We start from the raw sequence: 22973 nt of genomic DNA on the forward strand, positions 1-22973 counted from the left end.
GTCAAATGCAGGACGGCCCACTCGGCCTCTCACAGGTACAAGGACGATGACCCAGAATTCGCAATTCGCCCTGCTCAGCACCCGGCGTTTCCTGCCGTTCTTCGTGACCCAGCTGCTCGGCGCGTTCAACGACAACATCTTCAAGCAGTCGCTGATCCTCGCCATCCTGTTCAAGCTCAGCGTCAGCGCCGACCGCGATCTGCTGGTCAACCTCTGCGCGCTGCTGTTCATCCTGCCGTTCTTCCTGTTCTCCGCCCTTGGTGGCCAGTTCGGCGAGAAGTTCGCCAAGGACGCGCTGATACGTGCGATCAAGTTGGCCGAGATCGTGATCATGGCAGTCGGCGCCACCGGCTTCCTGCTCGACAACCTCTACCTGATGCTATTGGCGCTGTTCGCCATGGGCACCCACTCGGCGCTGTTCGGCCCGGTGAAGTACTCGATCCTGCCTGCCGCCCTGCGCGAGCAGGAGTTGGTGGGCGGCAACGCGCTGGTGGAGATGGGCACCTTCCTCGCCATCCTCGCCGGCACCATCGGTGCGGGCCTGCTGATGTCCGGTGAGGGCTACCGTGTGGCGGTGGGCGTCGCCATCGTTGCCACCGCCGTGGCCGGTTATCTGGCCAGCCGCAGTATTCCGCGCTTCGCCGCAGTGCTGCCGCAGTTGCAACTGGACTGGAACATCTTCCGTCAGTCCTGGCAGATCATGCGCCTGGGCCTTGGTCAGCGCCCGGCGGTGTCGCGCTCGCTGATCGGCAGTTCCTGGTTCTGGTTCCTCGGTGCGATCTACCTGACGCAGATCCCCAATTTCGCCAAGGATCTGCTGCACGGCGACGAGAGCGTAGTGACGTTGATCCTCACCGTGTTCTCGGTCGGCATCGCGCTCGGTTCGATGCTCTGCGAGCGCATGAGTGGGCACAAGGTGGAGATCGGCCTGGTGCCGTTCGGGTCGTTCGGCCTGTCGCTGTTCGGCATCCTGCTGTGGGCCACCTCCAGCAGCTTCCCGCAGGCGGCCACGGCGCACGATTGGCTGGGTCTGCTGCAGATGAGCGAGGCCTGGTGGGTGCTGGCCTCGATCCTTGGTCTGGGTGTGTTCGGTGGCTTCTACATAGTGCCACTGTATGCGCTGATCCAGTCGCGCACCGAGGAGCATGAGCGGGCGCGGGTGATCGCCGCCAACAACATCCTCAACGCGCTGTTCATGGTGGCGGCGGCGCTGGTGTCGATCCTCTTCCTCAGCGTGGCCAAGCTGAGCATCCCGCAGCTGTTCCTGGCCATCTCGCTGATGAACCTGGCGGTCAACGCCTACATCTTCAAGATCGTCCCCGAGTTCACCATGCGCTTCCTTATCTGGATGCTCAGCCACTCGATGTACCGGGTGCAGCATCAGAACCTGCAGGTGATCCCGGAGGAGGGCGCGGCGGTGCTGGTGTGCAACCACGTGTCCTTCGTCGATGCGCTGCTGATCGGTGGCGCGGTGCGGCGGCCGGTGCGCTTCGTCATGTACTACAAGATCTACAATCTGCCGGTGCTCAACTTCATCTTCCGCACCGCCGGCACCGTGCCGATTGCCGGGCGCAACGAGGACCCGGAAGTGTTCGAGCGGGCCTTCGCCCGTATCGCCCAGTACCTGGCCGAGGGCGAGGTGGTGTGCATCTTCCCCGAGGGCAAACTGACCACCAGCGGCGATATCGACGAGTTCAAGGCCGGGGTCGAGCGCATCCTTGCCGCCAACCCGGTGCCGGTGATTCCGCTGGCGCTGCAGGGGCTGTGGGGCAGCTTCTTCAGCCGTGCGCCACACAAGGGCCTGTTCAAGCGCTTCTGGTCGCGGGTCAACATAGTCGCCGGTGCGGCGCTGCCGGCGGACACCGGGCGGCTGGTGCTGCAGGAACAGGTATCTCTGCTGCGCGGCGATCAGCGCTAAGCTCGATGCCAACAAAAAAGCCCGCCGATTGGCGGGCTTTTTCATGGGGGCGGCTCAGTGGCTGAGCTTGAGGCCGACCAGGCCGATGACGATCAGCGCCACGCTGCCCAGGCGCATCAGCGCCATGGATTCACCGAACAGCAGGATGCCGGCGATCACCGTGCCGACTGCGCCGACGCCGGTCCAGATGGCATAGGCGGTGCCGAGCGGCAACTCCTTCATGGCTAGGCCGAGCAGCGTCAGGCTGACGATCATGGCACCAACGGTAAGCACGGTGGGAAGTGGACGAGTGAAGCCGTCGGTGTACTTGAGGCCGATGGCCCAGCAGACCTCGAACAGGCCGGCGAAGAACAGGATGATCCAGGACATGGTGGTAGCTCCGTACTGCTGAAAAGGCGACGGGCCGTCCCGGATGGTCACTCAAAAGGAGTCGCGAGGTCGTCCTCGCGTCGTTCGCTATTTTGCACAGTGGCCTGCACAGGGCAAGCCCGAGAGGACGGGCGGGCCTTGTGCAGTTGTTGCGACAGTTGTCCGAAGGGTCAGATGCCTTCCGGAATCTCTTCGCCGCCGAGAGCTTCGAACAGTGCCGGCAGGAAGTCGGTGAAGGTCAGCATCATCAGGGTGAAGCTGGCATCCAGCTGGCCCAGTGCATCTTCACCGCCATCCTGGGCTGCCTGGTCCTGCAGCAGGTCCTCGAAGCGCAGGCGCTTGACCGTCAGCTTGTCGTCCAGCACGAACGACAGCTTGTCCTGCCAGGCCAGAGACAGCTGGGTAACCAGCTTGCCGGAGGACAGGTGCAGCTGAATTTCTTCGCTGGTCAGATCCTGGCGCTTGCAGCGGACTACGCCACCGTCTTCGCTGGTGTCACGCAGCTCGCACTCGTCGAGCACGAAGAAGTCTGGCGCCGCGGCCTGGGTCTTGACCCAGTCGGTGAGGGTGGCAGTCGGTGCCATCTTCACATTGAGCGGGCGTACCGGCAGCGAGCCGATGGCCTCGCGCAGGGTGGAGAGCAGGTCTTCGGCCTTCTTCGCGCTGGCGCTATCGACCAGGATCAGTCCGAGCTTGGGCGCGATGGCGGCGAAGGTGGTGGAACGACGGATGAAGGCGCGCGGCAGGAAGCTCATGACGATCTCGTCCTTGAGCTGGTCGCGTTCCTTCTTGTAGACCTTGCGCATCTGCTGCGCCTCGATCTCGTCGACCTTGTCCTTCAGGGCATCGCGTACCACGCTGCCGGGCAGGATGCGCTCTTCCTTGCGCGCGGAGATCAGCAGGAAGTCACCGCTGAGGTGCACCAGCGGTGCATCGCCACCCTTGCCGAACGGCGCCATGAAACCGTAGGTGGTCAGCTCCTGACTGGCGCAGGGGCGCGCAGCCTTGGCGGCCAGTGCCGCTTCCAGGGCTTCGGCGTCGAAGGGCACGTCCTGGGTCAGGCGATAAACAAGCAGGTTGCGGAACCACATGGGGGAGACACTCCTTGAACACGAAGCACGCATTATTCTCTGCCGGCCTCGATTGGCCAACCCGAAGCTAAGCCTTTGGAACTGCTCGAAAATTTTTTTCAAAAAAGGCTTGCCAAGGTAAAGGGGCATCCCTAGAATGCGCACCACTTCGAGAGTGAAGGGTGATTAGCTCAGCCGGGAGAGCATCTGCCTTACAAGCAGAGGGTCGGCGGTTCGATCCCGTCATCACCCACCATCTCGCTCAAGAGGTTACGCGCAGCGGTAGTTCAGTCGGTTAGAATACCGGCCTGTCACGCCGGGGGTCGCGGGTTCGAGTCCCGTCCGCTGCGCCATATATAAAGCCTTGGTTAGACTGAAGACCGAGACTTGAAGAAAACGACCGAAAGGTCGTTTTTTTTTGCCCGCGATTTCGTTGGCGCCCGTATGAAGCTGCTCGACCCAGTCCGTGGTCGATGAACTTATCCGCTTTTTCCCGTTCCTACTGTGCCGTAGCCAGTGTTCGGTGCGGGCTGCTAAGCTCGGCGCTCTCTTTCTGCCCCTCGTGGCCTCTACAAGGAACAAGCATGAAACAACATCGTCTTGCTGCGGCGGTTGCCCTGGTCGGTCTGGTACTGGCTGGTTGCGACGCTCAGACCAGCAGCGAAGTGGAACTCAAGACTCCGGCGCAGAAGGCCTCCTACGGCATTGGCCTGAACATGGGCAAGAGCCTGTCTCAGGAAGGTCTGGCCGATCTGGATTCCCAGGCTGTGGCCATGGGTATCGAGGACGCCATTGGCAAGAAAGAGCAGAAACTGAAAGACGAGGAGTTGGCAGAAGCCTTCGCCTTCCTGCAGAAGCGCGCTGAAGAGCGTATGGCCAAGCTCAACGAAGAGTCGGCTCAGGCCGGCAAGAAATTCCTTGAGGACAACGGCAAGAAGGAAGGCGTGGTCACCACTGCTTCCGGCCTGCAATACGAAGTGATCAAGAAAGCCGAAGGCGCTCAACCGAAAGCCTCCGACGTGGTCACTGTTCACTACGAAGGCAAGCTGACCGACGGCAGCGTGTTCGACAGCTCCATCGAGCGTGGCAGCCCCATCGATCTGCCAGTCAGCGGCGTGATCCCGGGTTGGGTCGAAGGTCTGCAACTGATGCACGTGGGCGAGAAGTACAAGCTGTACATCCCCAGCGAACTGGCCTATGGCGCTCAGAGCCCGAGCCCGGCCATCCCGGCCAACTCGGTACTGGTGTTCGAGCTGGAACTGCTCGCCATCAAGGATCCGGCTGCTGCTGGTGCTGCCCAGTAACAGTTCCGCTTCGAGAGAACGCCCCGCTAGCCGGGGCGTTTTCATTTGTAGAACCGGCGATCGACCTACCGGTCTGAAAGGGAAGTGCAGGCGATAGTGGTGTTACGGTTATGCACATTGCGCCGGTTACCGGCCCAGTAAGTCGCGTTACGTGTTTCACGAGCAATGCTCATATCGTAACTGCATGATTTATATTGATTTTTGGTCGTGAGCAAATTTTGCCCGATCTGTGGAGAGGGCCCGTGGTGCGGGCGTTTGAAGGAATCATCAAACATCTGTTCACAGGGTTATCCACAGATCCGGTGGATAACCAGGCGCAGCCCAGTAGGCGCGCGACATCGCGGAGATTGGTCATGAATCCACCCTTCAATTCTGCGCGTTACTTCAGACTGGCTCAGCGTGTCTTGGCTCGTGGTCGGCTGCCTGCCTTGCTGCTGGCAGTGACCCGAAAGGGCGAAAGTGGTGCACGTTTCACTCGGTTGCGAGGTGATCTGCGCTTGCTGCAGGGGCTGTGCGCGGCCTGGTGGCGTGGCGAGTACCGTGCCATCGGTAGCCAGGCGCTGGTCGCCGTGGTTGCCGCACTGGTGTACTTCCTGATGCCGTTGGATATGGTGCCGGACTGGCTGCTGGGAGTAGGGCTGCTGGATGATCTGGCGGTGCTGGCCTGGGTACTGCGAACCTGGGAGGACGAGCTGCAGGCCTATCGCGTATGGCGCGATGCACAGGTACCGGAGGTGCTGCAGCGGGTGGAGGCACTGCCGCCTGCGCATGAGCGGCGACCTGTCTGAGCAGCATGAGCTCTGGTGGCGTATCAGCGGCCTATCTGGAGTGCTGTGCTACTCCTGCTTCGTCTATCGGATTTGACGCATTGGCGACATGATCAATGCTCGGCTTGTCTCCTCGGACTCTTGTCTGCCAGGTCAGTATGGGTCACGCTCTTGGCGTAGCCGGGCTGTTAATATGGGCGCCTGCAAGGGAAGTGCCGAGCGTTTCGGCACTGCTTTCCACGGAGAGCTGTAATGAGTGTGCAAGTGATCATGCGCGACGGCGAAGCGGAGTACGCCGTGCTGCCCTGGGCCGAATACCAGGCCCTGCTGACGGCCGCTGGCCAAGGCAGCGTCGCCCCGGCGCTAGAGGCGCCAGTAGCCGATCTCCGGCTCGACCAGATTGCCAATCTGCGCGAGGCCAAGGCGCTCTCCCAGGCCGACCTGGCGCGTGCAGTGGGCATCAGCCCGCATTACCTGAACCTGATTGAAACCGGTGAGCGTGAGCCCGATGGGGCGATCCTGCGCTCTCTGGCGCGTGTGCTGGAAGTGGGCGACTGGGAGAAGTCGTCTTGAGCGTGCGTATCCACCGGCAACACTGGCAGGCCTTGCTTGGCGAGTTGGAGGAAGCCCGCCGTCAACGCCACCTGCTGACGTATCGCGCTCTGGTTGAGCGTCTGCAACTGCCGACGCCAGCCATGCAGACCCTGACCGCCGCACTGGAGCATCTGGCTGCCCTCGACGCCCGTGCCGACCGGCCACTGCGTAGTGCTCTGGTTATCAGCCAGGGTGCCAGTCGCCTACCTCGCACCGGCTTCTTCGAATGTGTGGCGCGGCTGGGAAGGTTCTCCGGCCCATCCGATGGTATTGCCGCCGCTTCCTGGCACGCCGCCGAAGTAGCACGCGTCTTCGAATTCAGTTACCCCGAGGAGCCCTGAGGTGATTCTCTGGCGCCTGAGGGCGGGCATCGGATACTGGATAGCGCGTCGTCTGTTTCACTGGCGCTGGGTGATGCGACAGCCACGCGCCTGGGCGTGGATGGAAGGTCAGTTCTCCCGTATGGCTGCGCAGGACCATGTGCCGGCGCAAAGCTTCTACGGCCATATCCTGCTGTTTCGCGGCCAGGGCTTCGGTGCACGTGAGGAGGGCCTGCGCCTGCTGCGCCTGGCTGCCGAGGGTGGTGATGGCAAGGCCGCCTATCAGGTCGGTGTGCAATGCCTGGCTGGCGATAGCCGTCATCCGGCCGATGCATCTGCGGCGGCGCGTTGGTGGGTGAGGGCCGCCGAGCTGGGCCATCCGCTGGCGGCGCAACGTCTTGGCCAGCTCTATCTCGACGGAGGCCCCAACCTGACGCCAGATGCCTCTTTGGCCGAGCGCTTCTTCAGAAGTGCTGAGACCCTCGGCTTCAGGCCGAAAGGCTGAGGGTGTCGAGGATGTGCAGGCTGTAACCGGGGACGGCCTTGGCGTGGCGCTTGGCCTCTGAGGCCAGGCCGGCGAGCTGGCTGGCGTCCAGGTTCGAGCAACTCTGTGGATGCAGGTGCACCACGCCGATGGACAATGACAGCAGTGGAAACTCCTCGCGATTGCCCTGGCGATTGTGGCTGACGAAACAGCCGGCCTGCAGGTGCTCCTCGCGGTAGAAGCGTCGGCATTGGGCCTGAAAGTCTTCCAATAATTGGTTGAGTCGCTCGCGCCAGTTGCCCGGACCCAGTACCAGCAGGAAGTCGTCGCCACCGATGTGGCCAACGAAGTCGCGGCTGGGATCGACGCGCTCATTCAGACACTGGGCCAGGCACAGCAATACCTCGTCGCCTCGGGCATAACCGTACAGGTCGTTGAACGGCTTGAAGCTGTCGATATCCACATAGCACACCACTGCCTCGCGGCTCTGTTGCAGCAGACGGCCCAGGCACTGCTGGATGGGGACGTTACCTGGCAGCAGGGTCAGAGGGTTGGCGTGCCGGGCCTGCTGGATCTTCAGTTCGGTGATCAGCTTGAGTACGTCGATCACCCGGCCCAGTCCTCGGTAGCGGCCCTGCTGGGTGATGATGAAGTCTTCTTCCATGCGTTGGCGTGCGCGGCTGGTCAGCAGCCGGCTGACCTGCTGCAGCGACTGGCCGATGTCGACGGCGAGGAAGTCACTGATCATCAGGCGACTGATCGGCTTACGTGCAAACAGGTCGGTAGCGAAGGGCTTGAGCAGCGCGTCGGACAGCGAGTGGCGGTGGACGATACCAACCGGTTGCTGCTGTTCGTCCAATACCGCCAGCGAGTTGAGGTTGGCTTGGGCGCGGAAGGCCTCCAGTACCTCGGCGATTGGGATGTGCTGATCGACAGCCGGCTGTTCGTTGAGCAGTGCCGAGAGGTCGCCGCTGTCTTCCCCTAATGCGGGTGCGAGGCTATCCAGGCGTGGTAGCAGTTTCTGGGCATCCCGCGGCGGCTGCTCCTGTGGACGGCAGAGCAGGTAGCCCTGGACCAGATCGACGCCCATCTCGGTCAGGGTCGCCAGTTCTTCCACCAGCTCGATACCCTCGGCGATGACCTGGGCCCGCGAGGCCTTGGCCATCTTCAGGATGGAGTCGACGAATTCACGCTTTACCGCGTCCTGGTGGATGCCGTCGATGAAGTGGCGGTCGATCTTCACGTAGTCTGGACGCAGTTCGGACCACAGTCGCAGGCTGGAGTAACCGGCGCCGAGATCGTCCAGAGCGATGGAAAAACCCATGGCACGATAGTGGTGCAGTGCGGTGTCGAGTAGCTGGAAGTCGTCGATCGGTGCCTGTTCGGTCAGCTCGATCACCACCCTGTCCGGCGCGATGCCAAATTCCTGCAGCAGTCGCAGGGTGCGTCCTGGCTGATGACTGGATTCCAGCAGCGACTCCGGTGACACGTTGAGGAATAGTTTGCCGCCCAGTTGCAGGTTGCTGAAGCGGCGACAGGCACTCTTGCGTGCCAGCAGTTCCAGCTCGCTCAGGCGGCCGACATTGCGCGCTACCGTGAACAGGGCGATGGGGGCGTGTAGCGAGCTGTTGGACGGGCCTCTGGTCAGCGCCTCGTAGCCGAGGATACGTCGTTCCGAAAGGCTGACGATAGGCTGGAACAGGCTGTGAAGGTCGCCGTGAGCAAGGATGGATTCCAGCGCGCTCAACTGCTCGGTGACGGTCATGGGGGTGTCTCGGGTTGCCATAAAGAAAAGGGCCGGTATTGCTACCGGCCCCTTATTTCACGACAGAACAGTGACTGTTTGATTACATGCCGGCGTTACTGCTTGGCCACCGTGGATTCCAGGCCAAGGTAGTCGAGCAGGATGTGGCCGCTCTCCGTCAGATAGGCGTCGTCTTCCGGCTTGGTTTTCTCCGGCTCGACTGCCGGTGCATCTTCCTCTTCATCCTTGATCTCCTTAAGCAGTTCCTCGCCCTTGGCCTTGCGCTTGGCATTTTCCAGCGCCAGCTGCTTGGCCTCGATGTCGGCATGCTGAGCGCGACGTGCCTGCTCATTGAGGCTGACACTGGTCTCGGCCATCAGCTTCTGAGCCAGGGCCAGGCGCTCACGCGTGAAGACAAAGTCGGGGTTTTCCGCCGTGCGCGATTCGTGGCGGGATTTCAGCTCGGCCAGGAAGGGCTTGTAGGGATTGCTGTCAGGATTCACCGCCGGCTTGATGCTGTCCCAAGGCATGGCTTCAGGCAAAGCGCTTTCGCCAATCTGCTTGGTATCGACGATGTCCGGGTAGGCGATATCCGGCAGCACGCCCTGGTGCTGGGTGCTCTGCCCGGAGACGCGATAGAACTTGGCCAGGGTCAGCTTCAGCTCGCCATGGTTGAGCGGCTGGATGGTCTGCACAGTACCCTTGCCGAAGGTCTGTCCGCCGAGGATCAGTGCGCGGTGGTAGTCCTGCATGGCGCCGGCGAAGATCTCCGAGGCGGAAGCCGAGAGGCGATCCACCAGAACGGCCATGGGGCCGTCGTAGAACACTCCCGGCTCTTCGTCGGCCAGGATGTCGACACGACCGTCGCTGTTGCGTACCAGCACGGTTGGCCCCCGGTCGATGAACAGACCGGTCAGTTCGGTAGCCTCTTGCAGCGAGCCGCCGCCGTTGTCGCGCAGGTCGATGACCACGCCGTCGACCTTCTCGTTCTTCAGCTCTCCCAGCAGGCGCTTCACATCGCGAGTAGTGCTCTTGTAGTTGGGGTCTTGAGCGCGGTAGGCCTTGAAGTCCAGATAGAAGGCTGGAACCTTGATCACTCCGAGCTTGTACTCGCGGCCTTCGTGCTGCAGCTTGAGCACGGATTTCTGCGCGGCCTGCTCCTCCAGCTTCACGGCTTCGCGAACGATGGTGACCACCTTGCTGGTCTGATCGCTGGGCGCGTTGGCGGCCGGGATCACTTCCAGGCGTACCTTGGAGCCCTTGGGACCGCGGATCAGCTTGACCACTTCGTCCAGGCGCCAGCCGATCACGTCGACCATTTCCTTGTCGCCCTGGGCCACGCCGACAATCTTGTCGGCAGGAGAGATCTGCTTGCTCTTCTCGGCTGGTCCGGCCGGCACCAGGCGTACCACCTTGACGTATTCGCTATCGGTCTGCAGCACGGCGCCGATGCCTTCCAGCGACAGGCTCATGTTGATGTCGAAGTTCTCCGCGTTATCCGGGGAGAGATAATTGGTATGCGGATCGTAGGTCTGGGCGAAAGCATTGATGTAGGCCTGGAAGACATCCTCGCCACGAGTCTGTTCGAGGCGCTTGCGCTGATTCTTGTAGCGCTTGAGCAGCAGCTCCTGAATATCCTTCGGTTCCTTACCGGCGATCTTAAGGCGCAGCACTTCGTCTTTCACGCGCTTGCGCCAGAGGTCATCCAGTTCGTTCCGATCCTTGGCCCATGCTGCCTTCTCGCGGTCCACCAGCAGGCTCTCGTCGAGGCTGAAGTCGATTTTGTCGACACCGCCCTCAAGCATGGCTTCTACCTGGTCCAGGCGTTCTTCGGCGCGTTGCAGGTAGGTGCGATAGATGATGAAGCCCGGTTCCAGATCTCCACCTTTGAGCAGGTCGTCGAACTTGGTCTTCCAACGATCGAACTGCGCGATGTCGGCGGCGGTGAAGTAGCTGCGTGCCGGGTCGAGCATCTTCAGGTAGCCCTCGTAGATCTTCGCCGAGCGCTCGTCGTTGAGTGGGGGCTTGTTATAGTGGTGGCGCTTGAGCAACTCGACCACATTGAGGCTGGCGATCACCTGCTCACGATCCGGTTGCAGGTATGCCCAGTTCTCGGCGGCAGCCTTGGCGGCGGCAGGAAGGGCGTTCAGGCCGAGAAGCAGGGCCAGGGCGGTAGCGGGGAGGAAACGCTGCATGTTGGTTCGACGCGAAGGCAGGTGATAACGCATATTAGGCCGTCTGGTAGAGCGCCGGGTTCCATCATATCCCGGCGGCAAAATGCAAAAGCCCGGCATCAGGCGCAAAGCCGCGTGCTGTCTATGCCGGGGTCTCACTCACTATGGAGGCAGCATGAAGGCATTGCAAGGCATCGAAGGGCAGTTGGAATGGGGTGAGCGGCCTTCCCCCGCCTGCGATGTGGGCCAGGTCCGCATTCGCGTGGCTGCAGCGGGACTGAACCGCGCCGATCTGCTGCAGCGGGCCGGGCACTATCCGCCGCCTCCGGGGGCTAGCGACATCCTCGGCCTGGAGTGTTCCGGAGTGATCACCGAAGTGGGGGCCGGTAGCTCGTGGCAGGTCGGCGAGCGCGTCTGCGCGCTGCTGGCCGGTGGTGGCATGGCCGAGGAGGTGGTGGTGGATGCGCGTCATGCGCTACCAGTGCCCGATGGTCTGTCGCTGGCCGAGGCTGCGGCGTTGCCCGAAGTGTACGCCACTGCCTGGCTCAATCTGTTTCAGTTGGCCGCACTCAAACCTGGCGAGAAGGTGTTGTTACATGCCGGCGCCAGCGGTGTGGGTTCTGCGGCGATCCAGCTGTGCAAGGCCTTTGGCAATCCCTGCTGGGTCAGTGTCGGTTCGGCCGAGCGCCTGGCCTATTGCGAGGGGCTGGGGGCCCAAGGTGGCGCCATTCGTGGCGAGGCTCTGGAGAGCCTGCGTGATTTCGGCCCGTTCGACGCGATTCTCGATCCGGTGGGAGCCAGCTATGCCGAGCTCAACCTGCAGTTGCTGGCGCGCGACGGGCGCTGGGTATGCATCGGTCTGATGGGGGGCAGCAAGGCGCAGTTGGACATGGCGCTGTTGTTGGGCAAGCGCATCCAGCTGACCGGTTCGACGCTGCGCAATCGCGATGATCGCTTCAAGGCGGAGCTGATGGCCGAGCTGCAACATCATGTGTGGCCGCTGTTCGCCGAGGGGCGGCTGAAACCACAGCTGGAGCGTAGTTTTGCGAGCAAGGATGCGGAGACAGCCTTTGCCGAGCTGGCCAGTAATCAGGTGGCCGGCAAGCTGGTGCTGCTGATTGATGAGAGCCTGAGCTGATCGGCTAGCGGCACTCCAGCAGCAGGCGCATATCCTCGAACTCGTTGTTGGCCTGGCAATGAGTCAGTCCTGCGGGCAGCGAACGCAGCATGCGCTGCTCTATCCCGGCATAGGTGCAGACCATGAACAGCGGTTGACCAGCGAGCGTCCAGGCCACCGGCGCCACGCCGATCTGCCCGCTATGGTCGTCCGGAATCGACGTTGCGCCCTGGCGCGGATCGCCGTCATAGAGCTCGATGCGTTCGGCCCGTTCGCGGGTTGGTGAATCGGCATAGCCTGCGGGGAAGGCATGCCAGCCAGCACCGGCCGCTTGCGGGCTGGCGGGGCAGGCGAAGTCCTGTGCCAGCAGAGGCATGGTCGACAGTAGGCAGGCACTGAACAGCAAGGCTCTCATCGGCGAATTCCAGCAGGAGGTGGAGCCTCAGCTTAATCGGCTGGAATGCCGCATTCTCAGCGCCAGTGCAGAATTTCCCAGTTGGCCTGCTCGGCGTGGGCGCGCAGAGTAGTGTCGGGGTTCACCGCATGGGCATGGGGCACTTGCAGCAACAACGGCAGGTCGTTGCACGAGTCCGAATAGAAGTGCGCGCCGGTCAGGGTTTCGCCCTCGGCTTCCAGCCAGCTTTGCAGGCGAGTGACCTTGCCTTCGCGGTATGTCAGCACGCCAACGGTGTTGCCGCTGTAACAGCCGTGTTGTTGTTCACAATCGATGGCCAGTACTTCCTCGATGCCCAGGCGATCGGCGATCGCGCTGACCAGGAAGTGAGCCGACGCGGAGACCACCAGCAACCGGTCGCCAGCGGCGCGATGGGCGGCCAGGCAACGCATCGCGTCGCTGAAGATGATCGGTTCGATCACGTCCTCGACGAAGGGCGCGACGACGAACTCGACCTCTTCCTGGGTGCGCCCTACCAGGGGCGACAGGGTGAAAGCCATGTAGTCCTCCATTGCCAGCTCGCCCTGGGAGTAGAGGCTCATCAGCTCCTGCTCGCGGGGCACGAAGGAATCGCGGTCTACCCACTGGATATCGGCCATGTGCCTCGCCCAGAGCGAGGCGCAGTCGCCGTGGATCAGCGTCTCGTCGAGATCGAAAATTGCCAGGGCCATCAGGCTAGTTCCCTGCTTGCGAAGAATGCACTCAGCACTTTTACCAGGTGCGTCAGGTCATGGCTGCCTGCCAGCTCGCGGATGGAGTGCATGGCGAAGGTCGGCAGACCGATGTCCACGGTACGCACCCCGAGTTGGCTCGCGGTGATCGGGCCGATGGTCGAGCCGCAGCCCATGTCGCTGCGCACCACGAAGCTCTGTACCGGTACTTCCTCAGCCAGACAGAGATGGCGGAAGAAGCCGGCGGTCTCGCTGTTGGTGGCGTAGCGCTGGTTGCTGTTGACCTTGATCACCGGGCCAGCATTGAGCTTCGGGCCGTGGTTGGCGTCGTGCTTGTCGGCATAGTTGGGGTGCACGCCGTGGGCGTTGTCGGCCGATATCAGGAGCGACTTCTGGATGGTGCGGACGAATGCGTCGCCCTCTGGCAGCACACGGCGCAGCACTTGTTCGAGGAATGGGCCATCGGCGCCGCAGGCCGAGCAGGAGCCGATTTCCTCGTGGTCGGTGCACACCAGCACGCAGCTCTCGTCGCCCTCGGATTCCAGCAGCGCCTGCAGGCCGGCGTAGCAGGACAGCAGGTTGTCCAGACGGGCGCCGGCGATGAAGTCCTGGTTGAGGCCGATTACCGCGGCGCTCTGGGTGTCGTAGAAGCTCAGTTCGTAGTCCAGCACCGCGTCGGCAGCGATGCCGTGTTCGCTGGCCAGGCGGTCGGCGAGCAGGGCGCGGAAGTCGGCGCGTTCTTCGCCGGAGAGCTGGGCGAGGATCGGCGGCAGCTCGTTCTGCTGGTTGATCGGCCAGCCCTGGTTGGCCTCGCGGTTGAGGTGGATGGCCAGATTGGGAATCACGGCGATCGGCTGTTCGAAGTCGACCAGCTGGCTCTGTACCTTGCCACCCTCGCGGAAGGTCACACGTCCGGCCAGCGACAGATCGCGGTCGAACCAGGGGGCGAGCAGGGCGCCGCCGTAGACTTCCACGCCGAGCTGGAAGAAGCCCTGGCGCTGCAGCTCCGGCTGCGGCTTGACACGCAGGCAGGGGCTATCGGTATGCGCGCCGACCAGGCGCAGGCCGCCGTCCAGTGGCGCTCGATGGCCGAGGCGGAAGGCGATGGTCGAGGAGTCGTTGCGCGTCACGTAGTAACGCCCGCCCGGCTCGGTGTGCCAGGGCTCACGCTCGTCCAGGGCCTTGTAGCCGGCAGCTTGCAGGCGTTGGGTCAGGCTGCGGGTGGCGTGGAAGGGGGTGGGTGAGGCCTTGAGGAACTCGATCAGGCCTTGATTCAACTCAGCGCGCATAACGGACTCCAGACAGCGATGGCCGAGTTTATCGGATTCGGCTGGCGGATTGGCAGGAGGCTGCCAAGGATAGGCGCCATCCACCCTACGGTCACGTCAGAATGGCGCCGGGCACTCGAAGCGTAGGCGCTCACCGGTCTGTGGATGCGTCAGGCTGAGCATGCTGGCATGCAGGCACAGGCGTGGCCAGGCGACCAGGGCCTGTTCGTGGGCGTACAGGCCGTCGCCGAGCAGCGGGTGGCCGATGGACAGCATGTGGACGCGCAGTTGGTGCGAGCGGCCGGTGATAGGTGTCAGTTCCACGCGGGCCCAGTCACCACAGCGCTCCAGCACTTTCCAGAAGGTCAGGGCGTGCTTGCCCTGTTCATGGTCGACCACGTGGCGCGGCTTGGTCGGCGGGTCATAACGCAGGGGCAGGTCGATGCTTCCGCTGTCCAGTTCCGGCTGGCCCCAGCACAGCGCGGTGTAGGCCTTCTCGGTCTCGCGGTCGTGGAACTGGCGGGACAGCTCGCGGTGGCTGTCGGCGTCGCGGGCCAGGACGATGATGCCGCTGGTTTCCCAGTCCAGGCGGTGGACGATGCGCGCTTCCGGGTAGCCGTTTTCCTGCAGGCGGGTCACCAGGCAGTCGCGATTGTCTTCCGCACGGCCGGGCACCGAGAGCAGCAGGGTGGGCTTGTTGATCACCAGCAGGGCGGCGTCCTGGTGGAGAATCTCGATGTTCGACAGCGGCATGGGCGTTCCACAAATGACAACGGCGGCCAGGGCCGCCGTCGCTCACCACGGATGGATCAGCGATCCGGCAGGGTGATGTTGAGTTCCAGAATGGAGCAGCTGCCCTGGTTTTCCAGCGCGACCTGCACCTGATCCTGCTCGATCTTGACGTACTTGCGGATCACCTCGACCAGTTCCTTCTGCAGGGCCGGCAGGTAATCCGGCTGGCTGCGCTGGCCGCGCTCATGGGCGACGATGATCGACAGACGCTCTTTCGCGATCGACGCAGGGGTTTCTTTCTTGCGTTCACGAAAGAAGTCGAAAATGTTCATTAGCGCGCTCCAAACAGGCGTTGCATGAGTCCTTTCTTCTGCACATCGAGGAAGCGGTGGGGGACGTCCTTGCCCAACAGGCGGTCGACGGCATCACCGTAGGCCTGGCCTGCGTCGCTCTGATCGTCGAGGATGACCGGTACGCCCTGGTTGGAGGCCTTCAGTACGGCCTGGGACTCCGGGATGACCCCCAGCAGGTTGATGGCGAGGATTTCCTCGACGTCTTCCACGCCCAGCATTTCGCCCTTGGTCACGCGCTCCGGGTTGTAGCGGGTCAGCAGCAGGCGTTCCTTGATCGGCTCTTGGCCTTGCTCGGCGCGGCGCGACTTGCTGGCCAGTAGGCCGAGCATGCGGTCGGAGTCGCGTACCGAGGAAACTTCCGGGTTGGTCACGACGATCGCCTCATCGGCGAAATACATGGCCAGGTGGGCACCGGTCTCAATGCCGGCCGGGGAGTCGCAGATGACGTATTCGAAGTTCTGGGCCAGCTCGTCGATCACACGACCGACGCCTTCCTTGGTCAGGGCGTCCTTGTCGCGGGTCTGGCTGGCGGCCAGTACGTAGAGGTTCTCCAGGCGTTTGTCCTTGATCAGGGCCTGGGTCAGGGTCGCTTCGCCGTTGATCACGTTGACGAAGTCATACACCACGCGGCGCTCGCAACCCATGATCAGGTCCAGGTTACGCAGGCCCACGTCGAAATCGACGATGACGGTCTTGTGGCCACGCAGAGCGAGGCCGGTGCCGATAGCGGCGCTGGTGGTGGTTTTACCCACGCCGCCCTTGCCGGAAGTGACTACGAGGATCTTGGCCAAGGTGATTCACCCCAAATATATGAAAAATCGGGCATTCCCGAGCCGCACTGCTGGCTTCCGGATGCCTTTTTTGGTCCCTGAAAATTGGCCGCAGTATCCGTTAAAGGCGGGTGATGTTCAACACGTCACCCGACAGGCTGACCTGTACCGACTGGCCCCACAGAGGGTCGCGGCGCAGGTCCTCGGCGGTCTTGTACTGGCCGGCTACCGAGAGCATTTCCGCTCCCATCTGCTGGCAGAAGATCCGCGCCTTGGCATCTCCCCTGACGCCGGCCAGCGCGCGTCCGCGCAGCGGGCCGTACACATGGATATTGCCATCGGCGAGAAGTTCCGCACCGGCACTGACCGGAGCCATCACTACCAGATCTCCGCCCTGGGCGTATATCTGCTGGCCACCGCGTACTGGCGAGGTGATGATCCTGGTCGGCTTGTACTGCGGCTCGACCGGTTTCACTTCCTTCTTGCGCGCCTCCACAGGCTCGACCAGCTTTTCGCGCGCCCCCGAGGGCGGCAGCACGGGGATGTCCAGAGCCTCGGCGGCGGCGATATCGTCTGCGCGGCTAGCGCGAATGGCCAGGGTGCGCAGGCCGTGCTCGCGGCAGACTTCCATCAGCTTGCCCAGGTCGAGTTCGCCTTCGCCCTCCGGCAGTTTGTCCAGAGCGAGCACCAGCGGGATGTTCTGGAAGAAGTTGGGGGCCTGGGCGACTTTCTCGGCCAGTTGCCGGTCCAGGCGCTCCAGGTCGTTGTGCGCCAGTTCCAGCACGGTGATGGCGAGCATGCTGCCTTTGAGCTGGAACACGGGGTCTTGGTCGAGGAGGTCGGCTTGGCTCATGGTCTGCCCACTGCGTTGAATGGGCACGACTTATAACGAGAAGGCCGCAGCGCCGCAAGCCGCGAGGAGTTCTGTAGAATGCCGGGCTTTCTCGTCTGCCCGGAATCACCATGGATCGCCCGCAATTTCGCGCCTACTTCCTTCACCCGCGCTTCTGGCTGTTGTGGCTGGGCCTGGGGCTGCTTTGGCTGGTAGTGCAGTTGCCGTACCGGGTGCAACTGGTGCTCGGACGGGGCCTGGGCGCGCTGATGTATCGCACGGCTGGAGCGCGTCCGGCCATCGCGGCGCGTAACCTGGAACTGTGCTTTCCGCAGATGAGTGCGGCCGAGCGTGAGCGACTGCTACGGGAGAACTTCGCATCCACCGGTATCGCCTTCTTCGAGATGGCCATGAGCTGGTGGTGGCCCAGATCTCGATTGGCCAGGCTGGCGCATATCGAGGGGCTGGAGCATCTGCAGCAGGCACAGCAGGAGGGGCAAGGTGTGATTCTCATGGCTCTGCACTTCACCACGCTGGAGATCGGTGCTGCATTGCTCGGGCAGCACCACACCATCGACGGCATGTACCGTGAGCACAAGAATCCGCTGTTCGACTACGTTCAGCGCCGCGGTCGCGAGCGTCATAACCCAGACGCCACTGCCATCGAGCGTGAGGATATTCGTGCCATGCTCAAGGTGCTGCGCGCCGGCCGCGCGATCTGGTATGCACCCGATCAGGACTATGGCCGCAAGCAGAGCATCTTCGTGCCTTTATTTGGCGTTTCCGCCGCCACCGTTACCGCTACCACCAAGTTCGCTCGCCTGGGCAAAGCGCGGGTGGTGCCCTTCACCCAGGAGCGTCTGGCCGATGGCTCGGGCTATCGCCTGGTGATCCACCCGCCTCTATCGGATTTCCCCGGGGAGAGCGAGGAGGCCGATTGCCTGCGTATCAACCAGTGGATTGAGCTGGCTGTCAGCCAGCACCCTGAGCAGTACCTGTGGGCGCACCGGCGTTTCAAGACCAGGCCTGAGGGCGAGCCGCGGCTATACCGCAAGCGCAGGAAGTAGTGCCCCCCTATACTCGCTGAAAAAATGCGGAAGGCGCCCATGACCGAAGCTGTTGAAGTTGCCAGGCCTGTCACCGGGTTGATCCTTTCTGGTGGCGGAGCACGAGCGGCCTATCAGGTCGGTGTCCTGGCTGCCATCGCCGATCTGCTCGGCGAGTCCTGCCGCAATCCCTTTCCCGTCATAGTCGGCACGTCGGCTGGTGCCATCAATGCTGTCGGCCTGGCCTGCGGTGCACTGCACTTTGCCAGTGCAGTGCGTCGGCTGACCGAGGTCTGGCAGGCCTTCCACTGCGGTGACGTGTATCGCAGCGACTGGTCAGGCGTACTGCGCCAGGCCAGCCGCTTCTTCGGCCACAGCCTACTCGGCATGGGCAAGGATCTTCCAGTGGCGCTGCTCGACAGCTCGCCGCTGGGCGGTCTGCTCGCCCGCGAACTGGATTTCTCCGGCATTGCGGCGGCGGTGCGTATGCGCCAGCTGCGAGCGGTGGCGGTAACCGCCTTTGGCTATGAGAGTGGGCAGGCGGTGACTTTCTATCAGGGGCGCGCGACTATCGACCCCTGGTTCCGCCACCGCCGTGTCGGCGTGCCCACGAGCCTGAGCCTGGAACATCTGCTGGCCAGCGCGGCGATTCCACTGATTTTCCCGCCGGTGAAGATCAATCGCGAGTATTTCGGTGATGGCGCGGTGCGCCAGTCGGCACCGATCAGTCCGGCTCTGCACTTGGGCGCCAGTCGTATTCTGGTGGTAGGGGTGAGTGGTAATCCGTTGGGCAAAGGTGCCAATCAGCAGGTGGTGCGACCGCGCAGTGGTCTGCCGCCGACACTGGCGCAGATCAGCGGGCATATGCTCAACAGCACCTTCATCGACAGTCTGGAAGGTGATATCGAGACCCTCGAGCGGCTCAACCACATGAGTCGTCTGGTGCCCTCCGGGCTTCACCCGCGTGGTTTGGGCCTGAAACCGGTGGATGTGCTGGTGATTTCGCCGAGCCAGCCATTGGACCAGATCGCCGCTCGCCATCGACACCAGATGCCCAGGGCCATGCGCTTCTTTCTGCGCGGTCCGGGCGCGACGCGCGCCAGCGGGGCAGGGGTGCTCAGCTATCTACTGTTCGAGCCGGGATACTGCAATGAGCTGATCGAACTGGGCTACCAGGATGCCATGGCGCAGAAGGGCGCCCTGTGCCGCTTCCTCGGTCATGCCGAAGAGGCGGCGGAGGATGCCCCGGTACTGTCCGCGCGCTGAGGCTCAGGCGGTCAGGCGGTCATCACGAAAGTCGCGTAGTGCCTGCTCGATCTCCTCGCGGCTGTTCATCACAAAAGGACCGTACTGCACGATCGGCTCGTTCAGAGGCGTGCCTGCGATCAGCAGCACTCGCGCACCACTGGAGCTACCCATCTCGATGGCGCCGACGTCGGACAGACGCGCCAGGCGGCTCTGGTCGACGGTGTGGCCGTTGACCGCCAGCTCGCCCTCGTAGACGTAGAGCATCACCCGCTGGCCATCGGCCAGGCGCGGCGAGAGGCGACTGCCTGCCGGCAGGTGCAGGTCGAACAGTTGCGGCGCGGTATGCGGGCGCTGCACGGCGCCATCCTGCTGCAGCTGGCCGTCGTCGAAGCGGCCGGCGATCACCGTCACGCCCACACCGCCAGCGGTGGTCAGGCGCGGGATCTCTTCCGGGGCATAGTCGCGGTAGCCGGCATCGCCCAGCTTGTCCTTGGCAGGCAGGTTGAGCCACAGCTGAAAACCGCGCATCACACCTTCTTCCTGTTCCGGCATCTCACTGTGGATGATGCCGCGGGCTGCGGTCATCCATTGCACTCCGCCGCTTTCCAGCAAGCCGACGTTGCCCAGGTGGTCCTCGTGGCGCATGCGGCCTTCGAGCATGTAGGTGATGGTCTCGAAACCGCGGTGCGGGTGCGGCGGGAAGCCGGCGATATAGTCGTCCGGGTTCTCCGAGCCGAATTCGTCGAGCATCAGGAAGGGATCGAAGCGCTCGATGCCGGCGCCACCGATGACGCGGGTGAGGCGTACGCCGGCGCCGTCAGAGGCGGGTTGGCCTATGTGTTGGGCGATCACTTGGCGAAACTGGGTCATGGGGCACCTCCGTATGTGGAATGTGCCCATGCTATCGCTATAAATTGAATAAATGGTTGCGAAATTTGCTGCTTATATATCGACTAAACAGATTATTCGGCGATTTGTAACTTGCGGGCCTCGCGGTATACGTAACGCACTTTCTCGTATTCGAACGGGCTGTTCAGCTGGCCATAGCGGAAGTTGGTGGTGTTACGGGTATCGATCGCCCGCAACAGGGTGATTTCCGGATGGTCGTTGCTGACTTCGGCCACATTGAGGTAGTTGATCTGATTCTCGGCGACGAAGTCGAACACCCGGCCGCCTGTGTCGCGTAGGTTGGATGGGCCGAGCAGCGGCAGCATGACGTAAGGGCCGTCCGGCACACCGTAGAAGCCTAGGGTCTGACCGAAGTCTTCGTTCTGCTTGAGCAAGCCGATGCGGCTGGCCGGGTCCCACAATCCGGCGACGCCGACCGTGGTGTTGACCAGCAGGCGTCCAGTGGTTTGCAGCGAGCGCTTACCCTTGAACTGCAGCAGACTGTTGAGCAGGTTGGGCACGTCGCCCAGGTTGCCGAAGAAGTTGCTTACTCCGCTGCGCACCAAGCTCGGCGTCACGTAGCGATAGCCACGTACCACCGGCAGGAACACCCATTCGTCGAAGCGGTAGTTGAAGTGATAGACCCGGCGATTCCAAGACTCCCAGGGGTCGTAGACGTGCAGCGCACCGAGAGTCGAGCGCTCGAACTCGCGCTGGTCCAGGTAGGGGTTGAACTGCAGCTGTTCCAGCGGATTGGTGAAGCCGTCCGCATCGGGTGTCGTATCGGCATGCGCCACGACAGAGGCGAGTAACAGGGCGAGCGAGAGAGTCCATTTTCTAGCCACGGAAGAACTCCAGCATGGCGTCGCTGTTGACGCGGTAGTTGAGGTTGCCGCAGTGCCCACCACGCGGATACAGAGTCAGGCGCTCGCCGAAGGTGCGCCGCAGGAAGCCCAGGTCTCCGGGCCCGAGAATCAGGTCGTCGGCGTTGTGCATCACCGCGACCTTGGGGCTCTTCTTCAGGTAGTTCTCCAGCGCGTACAGGCTGACCTCGTCAACCAGCTGCAGTAGGCTGCCGCCGTCGTATTTCTCGCGCCAGTAGGGCATCAGTTGCTCGACGATGTAGCAGTCGAAGTCGCACTGCAGAGCGCGCTTGAAGAAGGGTGTGAGGCTGGTGCCTTCCGTGATCGGGTAGCGCGGTGGGGTGATCAGGCCGCGGCGGTTGATCAGGTCGGCGGTGAAGGCCATGTCTGACACGGAGAAGCGGAACGAACTGCCGATCAACATGGCCAGTTGCTCGTTGCTGAGCTTCTGTCCGGATTGCTGGAAGTCATAGAGCAGGGCGTCGTTCAGATCGATGTGGCCCTGTTCCTCGAAGTAACGGGTCAGCTTGGTGAGGATCAGTTCGAAGTAGGTAGTGCTGTCGTCGATACCGGCTACCCGGGTCTGCACCAGGCGGTCCAGGTTGGTTACCGAGGTGTACAGGTTGACCGGTGGGTTGAGTAGCAGCACGCGTTTGAAGTTGAAGCTGCGCAGGCGCTCGTCCAGTTCGCTGACGAAGGCGGCATTGAGCGCGCCGAGGCTGTAGCCGGTGAGGTGGAACTCGCTGATGTCCAGTTCCGGGTGCTGGGCTCGCACAGCCATCATCACCCGGTACAGGTCTTCGGCGTCGTGCTTGGAGAGCCCCGGTGTGGCGGTACGCGATGCGGCGCTCATGAAGTCGTAGCTGGTCGGCGAGGACAGCTGCACCACATGGTAGCCGGCACCATAGAACAGACGCTTGAGGTCTTCTGTCTTGCCGCTGGCAAAGCTGGCACCGGTGCCGGAAATGATGAAGATCAGCGGTGCTCGCTCGCTCTGGCGGGCCAGGCGATAGCGCAGCTTCTTCACCGGCCAGAAGTTGTCCGGTAGCTCGAACTCGCGCTCGGGGCGCAGCTTGAGGTCATAGTCGGCCTGGTCGATATCGTCGTCGGTTGGTACTTGAGGGCGTAGTTCCGGCGGCGTGGTGGCGATGGTCGCCTCGAATGGGTTGGCCAGCGGGTAGCCGTAGCTGGCGACATCGATGTCGGCGGCCAGCGCTGGCGCACCGAGCACCAGGCCGCTGAGCAAGGCAGCAAAAAGGGAAAGGCGAGACATGGCCGAATTCCTTGGCGAAGGACTGCTGAAGTGAATACTGGGGTTCTGACAAGTGCAAGCGTTGGGAGTGCCGTTTCGTTTACTCGACCGAACTGAGGCCTTCTACCCAGATCAGTTCACAAGCCCCTTCGCCAGTATCCTCGCGGCTTAGCGAGCTCTGCCAGCGGAAGCCATCGTCGCCATCCACTCGCACCAGTTGCCCGCTCAGGACGATACGCTGGCCGGGCTCGACCTGTTTCAGGGCTCTGGCCACAGTGTCGTTGGCAGGGATCAGGTGCATGTTGGCGCTGTGGGTCTCGATCTCGCGGCGTGGAATCGGGAATTCTTCGGCGCGCCAGCGGTACCAGCGATTGGATTGGCTGATGTCGATGCGCGCCAGTACCTGCGGGTCGGCCATCGGTCCCCAGCCCAGAGCCAGGTCGGTGGGAGATACGCGGGCGCCGCGATCGAAGCGATAGTCCTCGCGGCTCAGCACCAGAGCCTCGAGCTCGAACGGTTCGAGTGGGGTGATGGCGTGGCCGTTCAACTGGATGATGCCGCCCGGCATCGTCTGCCGTGGCGTTTCGGCTGGTGGATGTAGCCATTGCCAGCCGAACGCCAGGACGATCAGCATGCACGCAGTGGCTAAGAGGCGGTGAGTGTTCATGAGTGAATTCTAGGACCCCGGTCTTGCGCTCGGGCGCGAGCGGATTAAGCTGAGCGCCTTTTTCGGAC

Annotated in this window: 24 protein-coding genes and 2 tRNA genes; 11 read left to right on the forward strand and 15 right to left on the reverse strand. The window is 62.8% G+C overall.

From position 1 onward, the window contains the following. The first annotated feature begins 46 nt into the window (after nt 1-46). Complete coding sequence (locus tag IB234_RS22065; RefSeq protein WP_192321997.1) at nt 47-1918, forward strand: MFS transporter; 1872 nt, start codon at nt 47-49, stop codon at nt 1916-1918. A 54-nt stretch (nt 1919-1972) separates the two neighbouring features. Here the strand turns inward: IB234_RS22065 and sugE are convergent, their stop codons facing one another. Continuing rightward, nucleotides 1973-2287, reverse strand: coding sequence for a quaternary ammonium compound efflux SMR transporter SugE (sugE, locus tag IB234_RS22070; protein WP_192321998.1), 315 nt, complete (start codon nt 2285-2287; stop codon nt 1973-1975). Between the two features lie 170 nt (nt 2288-2457). Then, nucleotides 2458-3378 carry a recombination-associated protein RdgC gene (gene rdgC, locus IB234_RS22075; RefSeq protein ID WP_192321999.1) on the reverse strand — a complete coding sequence of 307 codons (921 nt, stop codon included), beginning with the start codon at nt 3376-3378 and terminating at the stop codon, nt 2458-2460. A gap of 159 nt (nt 3379-3537) precedes the next feature. Between rdgC and IB234_RS22080 the strand changes: the two genes are divergently transcribed. The 7 genes from IB234_RS22080 (at nt 3538) to IB234_RS22110 (ending at nt 6847) form a co-directional block, all read left to right on the forward strand. Further along, nucleotides 3538-3613 (forward strand) — tRNA-Val (locus tag IB234_RS22080). A 20-nt stretch (nt 3614-3633) separates the two neighbouring features. After that, a tRNA-Asp gene (locus tag IB234_RS22085) sits at nt 3634-3710 on the forward strand. Nucleotides 3711-3941: 231 nt separating this feature from the next. After that, nucleotides 3942-4661 carry an FKBP-type peptidyl-prolyl cis-trans isomerase gene (locus tag IB234_RS22090; RefSeq protein ID WP_192322000.1) on the forward strand — a complete coding sequence of 240 codons (720 nt, stop codon included), beginning with the start codon at nt 3942-3944 and terminating at the stop codon, nt 4659-4661. Between the two features lie 353 nt (nt 4662-5014). Further along, the gene (locus IB234_RS22095; RefSeq protein WP_192322001.1) at nt 5015-5449 is read left to right on the forward strand and encodes a DUF1232 domain-containing protein; all 435 of its coding nucleotides are present in this window, start codon (nt 5015-5017) and stop codon (nt 5447-5449) included. Between the two features lie 231 nt (nt 5450-5680). After that, nucleotides 5681-6001, forward strand: coding sequence for a helix-turn-helix domain-containing protein (locus IB234_RS22100; protein ID WP_192322002.1), 321 nt, complete (start codon nt 5681-5683; stop codon nt 5999-6001). Then, nucleotides 5998-6363, forward strand: coding sequence for a hypothetical protein (locus IB234_RS22105; RefSeq protein ID WP_192322003.1), 366 nt, complete (start codon nt 5998-6000; stop codon nt 6361-6363). The genes IB234_RS22100 and IB234_RS22105 overlap by 4 nt, the downstream gene beginning before the upstream one ends. Before the next feature lie 4 nt (nt 6364-6367). Beyond that, a complete protein-coding gene (locus IB234_RS22110; RefSeq protein ID WP_318652062.1) occupies nt 6368-6847 on the forward strand; it encodes a sel1 repeat family protein in 480 nt (159 codons plus the stop codon). Here the strand turns inward: IB234_RS22110 and IB234_RS22115 are convergent. Together IB234_RS22115 and IB234_RS22120 are read right to left on the reverse strand one after the other, a co-directional pair. After that, a complete protein-coding gene (locus IB234_RS22115) occupies nt 6831-8591 on the reverse strand; it encodes a bifunctional diguanylate cyclase/phosphodiesterase (RefSeq protein ID WP_225580753.1) in 1761 nt (586 codons plus the stop codon). The genes IB234_RS22110 and IB234_RS22115 overlap by 17 nt on opposite strands. Before the next feature lie 95 nt (nt 8592-8686). Beyond that, the gene (locus tag IB234_RS22120; RefSeq protein ID WP_192322005.1) at nt 8687-10765 is read right to left on the reverse strand and encodes a carboxy terminal-processing peptidase; all 2079 of its coding nucleotides are present in this window, start codon (nt 10763-10765) and stop codon (nt 8687-8689) included. Nucleotides 10766-10919: 154 nt separating this feature from the next. Between IB234_RS22120 and IB234_RS22125 the strand changes: the two genes are divergently transcribed. Continuing rightward, nucleotides 10920-11882 carry an NAD(P)H-quinone oxidoreductase gene (locus IB234_RS22125; RefSeq protein ID WP_192322006.1) on the forward strand — a complete coding sequence of 321 codons (963 nt, stop codon included), beginning with the start codon at nt 10920-10922 and terminating at the stop codon, nt 11880-11882. A 4-nt stretch (nt 11883-11886) separates the two neighbouring features. Here IB234_RS22125 and IB234_RS22130 read toward each other — a convergent pair whose 3' ends face one another. From IB234_RS22130 to minC, 7 genes are all read right to left on the reverse strand, one after another. After that, the gene (locus IB234_RS22130) at nt 11887-12276 is read right to left on the reverse strand and encodes an STY0301 family protein (protein WP_192322007.1); all 390 of its coding nucleotides are present in this window, start codon (nt 12274-12276) and stop codon (nt 11887-11889) included. Nucleotides 12277-12332: 56 nt separating this feature from the next. Next, the gene (locus IB234_RS22135) at nt 12333-12986 is read right to left on the reverse strand and encodes an HAD family hydrolase (RefSeq protein ID WP_192322008.1); all 654 of its coding nucleotides are present in this window, start codon (nt 12984-12986) and stop codon (nt 12333-12335) included. Continuing rightward, nucleotides 12986-14275, reverse strand: coding sequence for a M18 family aminopeptidase (locus IB234_RS22140; RefSeq protein ID WP_192322009.1), 1290 nt, complete (start codon nt 14273-14275; stop codon nt 12986-12988). The genes IB234_RS22135 and IB234_RS22140 overlap by 1 nt, the downstream gene beginning before the upstream one ends. A gap of 96 nt (nt 14276-14371) precedes the next feature. Further along, nucleotides 14372-15007, reverse strand: a complete 636-nt coding sequence (locus IB234_RS22145; RefSeq protein ID WP_192322010.1) for an RluA family pseudouridine synthase — start codon at nt 15005-15007, stop codon at nt 14372-14374. A 56-nt stretch (nt 15008-15063) separates the two neighbouring features. Beyond that, entirely contained in the window at nt 15064-15318 is a 255-nt protein-coding gene (gene minE / locus IB234_RS22150; RefSeq protein WP_192322011.1) for a cell division topological specificity factor MinE, read from the reverse strand. Then, a complete protein-coding gene (minD, locus tag IB234_RS22155; protein WP_192322012.1) occupies nt 15318-16130 on the reverse strand; it encodes a septum site-determining protein MinD in 813 nt (270 codons plus the stop codon). Before minD ends, minE begins: the two co-directional genes overlap by 1 nt. Before the next feature lie 100 nt (nt 16131-16230). Beyond that, nucleotides 16231-16962 carry a septum site-determining protein MinC gene (gene minC, locus IB234_RS22160; protein WP_192322013.1) on the reverse strand — a complete coding sequence of 244 codons (732 nt, stop codon included), beginning with the start codon at nt 16960-16962 and terminating at the stop codon, nt 16231-16233. Between the two features lie 110 nt (nt 16963-17072). Between minC and IB234_RS22165 the strand changes: the two genes are divergently transcribed. Then, nucleotides 17073-18008, forward strand: coding sequence for a lipid A biosynthesis lauroyl acyltransferase (locus IB234_RS22165; RefSeq protein WP_192322014.1), 936 nt, complete (start codon nt 17073-17075; stop codon nt 18006-18008). Between the two features lie 39 nt (nt 18009-18047). Then, complete coding sequence (locus IB234_RS22170) at nt 18048-19253, forward strand: patatin-like phospholipase family protein (protein WP_192322015.1); 1206 nt, start codon at nt 18048-18050, stop codon at nt 19251-19253. A 3-nt stretch (nt 19254-19256) separates the two neighbouring features. On the opposite strand, the gene IB234_RS22175 is transcribed toward IB234_RS22170, so the two are convergent. The 4 genes from IB234_RS22175 to IB234_RS22190 all read right to left on the reverse strand — a co-directional run bounded on the left by IB234_RS22175 (nt 19257) and on the right by IB234_RS22190 (nt 22905). Further along, nucleotides 19257-20105 carry a pirin family protein gene (locus IB234_RS22175; protein WP_192322016.1) on the reverse strand — a complete coding sequence of 283 codons (849 nt, stop codon included), beginning with the start codon at nt 20103-20105 and terminating at the stop codon, nt 19257-19259. A gap of 92 nt (nt 20106-20197) precedes the next feature. Continuing rightward, nucleotides 20198-20938, reverse strand: coding sequence for a VacJ family lipoprotein (locus IB234_RS22180; RefSeq protein ID WP_225580763.1), 741 nt, complete (start codon nt 20936-20938; stop codon nt 20198-20200). A 22-nt stretch (nt 20939-20960) separates the two neighbouring features. Continuing rightward, complete coding sequence (locus tag IB234_RS22185; RefSeq protein ID WP_192322018.1) at nt 20961-22259, reverse strand: serine/threonine protein kinase; 1299 nt, start codon at nt 22257-22259, stop codon at nt 20961-20963. A 79-nt stretch (nt 22260-22338) separates the two neighbouring features. Further along, entirely contained in the window at nt 22339-22905 is a 567-nt protein-coding gene (locus IB234_RS22190; protein ID WP_192322019.1) for a hypothetical protein, read from the reverse strand. Nucleotides 22906-22973: the final 68 nt, after the last annotated feature.

This window comes from Pseudomonas sp. PDM16, assembly GCF_014851865.1.
Classification (GTDB): Bacteria; Pseudomonadota; Gammaproteobacteria; order Pseudomonadales; family Pseudomonadaceae; genus Aquipseudomonas.

What these genes read in the sequence shown, in the direction of transcription:
- IB234_RS22185 (WP_192322018.1), bottom strand. Translation starts at nt 22,259, where the DNA reads ATGTCTCGCCTTTCCCTTTTTGCTGCCTTGCTCAGCGGCCTGGTGCTC.
- IB234_RS22190 (WP_192322019.1), bottom strand. Translation starts at nt 22,905, where the DNA reads ATGAACACTCACCGCCTCTTAGCCACTGCGTGCATGCTGATCGTCCTG.
- IB234_RS22170 (WP_192322015.1), top strand. Translation starts at nt 18,048, where the DNA reads ATGACCGAAGCTGTTGAAGTTGCCAGGCCTGTCACCGGGTTGATCCTT.
- IB234_RS22175 (WP_192322016.1), bottom strand. Translation starts at nt 20,105, where the DNA reads ATGACCCAGTTTCGCCAAGTGATCGCCCAACACATAGGCCAACCCGCC.
- minC (WP_192322013.1), bottom strand. Translation starts at nt 16,962, where the DNA reads ATGAGCCAAGCCGACCTCCTCGACCAAGACCCCGTGTTCCAGCTCAAA.
- minE (WP_192322011.1), bottom strand. Translation starts at nt 15,318, where the DNA reads ATGAACATTTTCGACTTCTTTCGTGAACGCAAGAAAGAAACCCCTGCG.
- IB234_RS22125 (WP_192322006.1), top strand. Translation starts at nt 10,920, where the DNA reads ATGAAGGCATTGCAAGGCATCGAAGGGCAGTTGGAATGGGGTGAGCGG.
- rdgC (WP_192321999.1), bottom strand. Translation starts at nt 3,378, where the DNA reads ATGTGGTTCCGCAACCTGCTTGTTTATCGCCTGACCCAGGACGTGCCC.
- sugE (WP_192321998.1), bottom strand. Translation starts at nt 2,287, where the DNA reads ATGTCCTGGATCATCCTGTTCTTCGCCGGCCTGTTCGAGGTCTGCTGG.
- IB234_RS22130 (WP_192322007.1), bottom strand. Translation starts at nt 12,276, where the DNA reads ATGAGAGCCTTGCTGTTCAGTGCCTGCCTACTGTCGACCATGCCTCTG.
- IB234_RS22115 (WP_225580753.1), bottom strand. Translation starts at nt 8,591, where the DNA reads ATGACCGTCACCGAGCAGTTGAGCGCGCTGGAATCCATCCTTGCTCAC.
- IB234_RS22145 (WP_192322010.1), bottom strand. Translation starts at nt 15,007, where the DNA reads ATGCCGCTGTCGAACATCGAGATTCTCCACCAGGACGCCGCCCTGCTG.
- IB234_RS22165 (WP_192322014.1), top strand. Translation starts at nt 17,073, where the DNA reads ATGGATCGCCCGCAATTTCGCGCCTACTTCCTTCACCCGCGCTTCTGG.
- IB234_RS22095 (WP_192322001.1), top strand. Translation starts at nt 5,015, where the DNA reads ATGAATCCACCCTTCAATTCTGCGCGTTACTTCAGACTGGCTCAGCGT.
- IB234_RS22065 (WP_192321997.1), top strand. Translation starts at nt 47, where the DNA reads ATGACCCAGAATTCGCAATTCGCCCTGCTCAGCACCCGGCGTTTCCTG.
- IB234_RS22135 (WP_192322008.1), bottom strand. Translation starts at nt 12,986, where the DNA reads ATGGCCCTGGCAATTTTCGATCTCGACGAGACGCTGATCCACGGCGAC.
- IB234_RS22120 (WP_192322005.1), bottom strand. Translation starts at nt 10,765, where the DNA reads ATGCAGCGTTTCCTCCCCGCTACCGCCCTGGCCCTGCTTCTCGGCCTG.
- IB234_RS22140 (WP_192322009.1), bottom strand. Translation starts at nt 14,275, where the DNA reads ATGCGCGCTGAGTTGAATCAAGGCCTGATCGAGTTCCTCAAGGCCTCA.
- IB234_RS22100 (WP_192322002.1), top strand. Translation starts at nt 5,681, where the DNA reads ATGAGTGTGCAAGTGATCATGCGCGACGGCGAAGCGGAGTACGCCGTG.
- IB234_RS22090 (WP_192322000.1), top strand. Translation starts at nt 3,942, where the DNA reads ATGAAACAACATCGTCTTGCTGCGGCGGTTGCCCTGGTCGGTCTGGTA.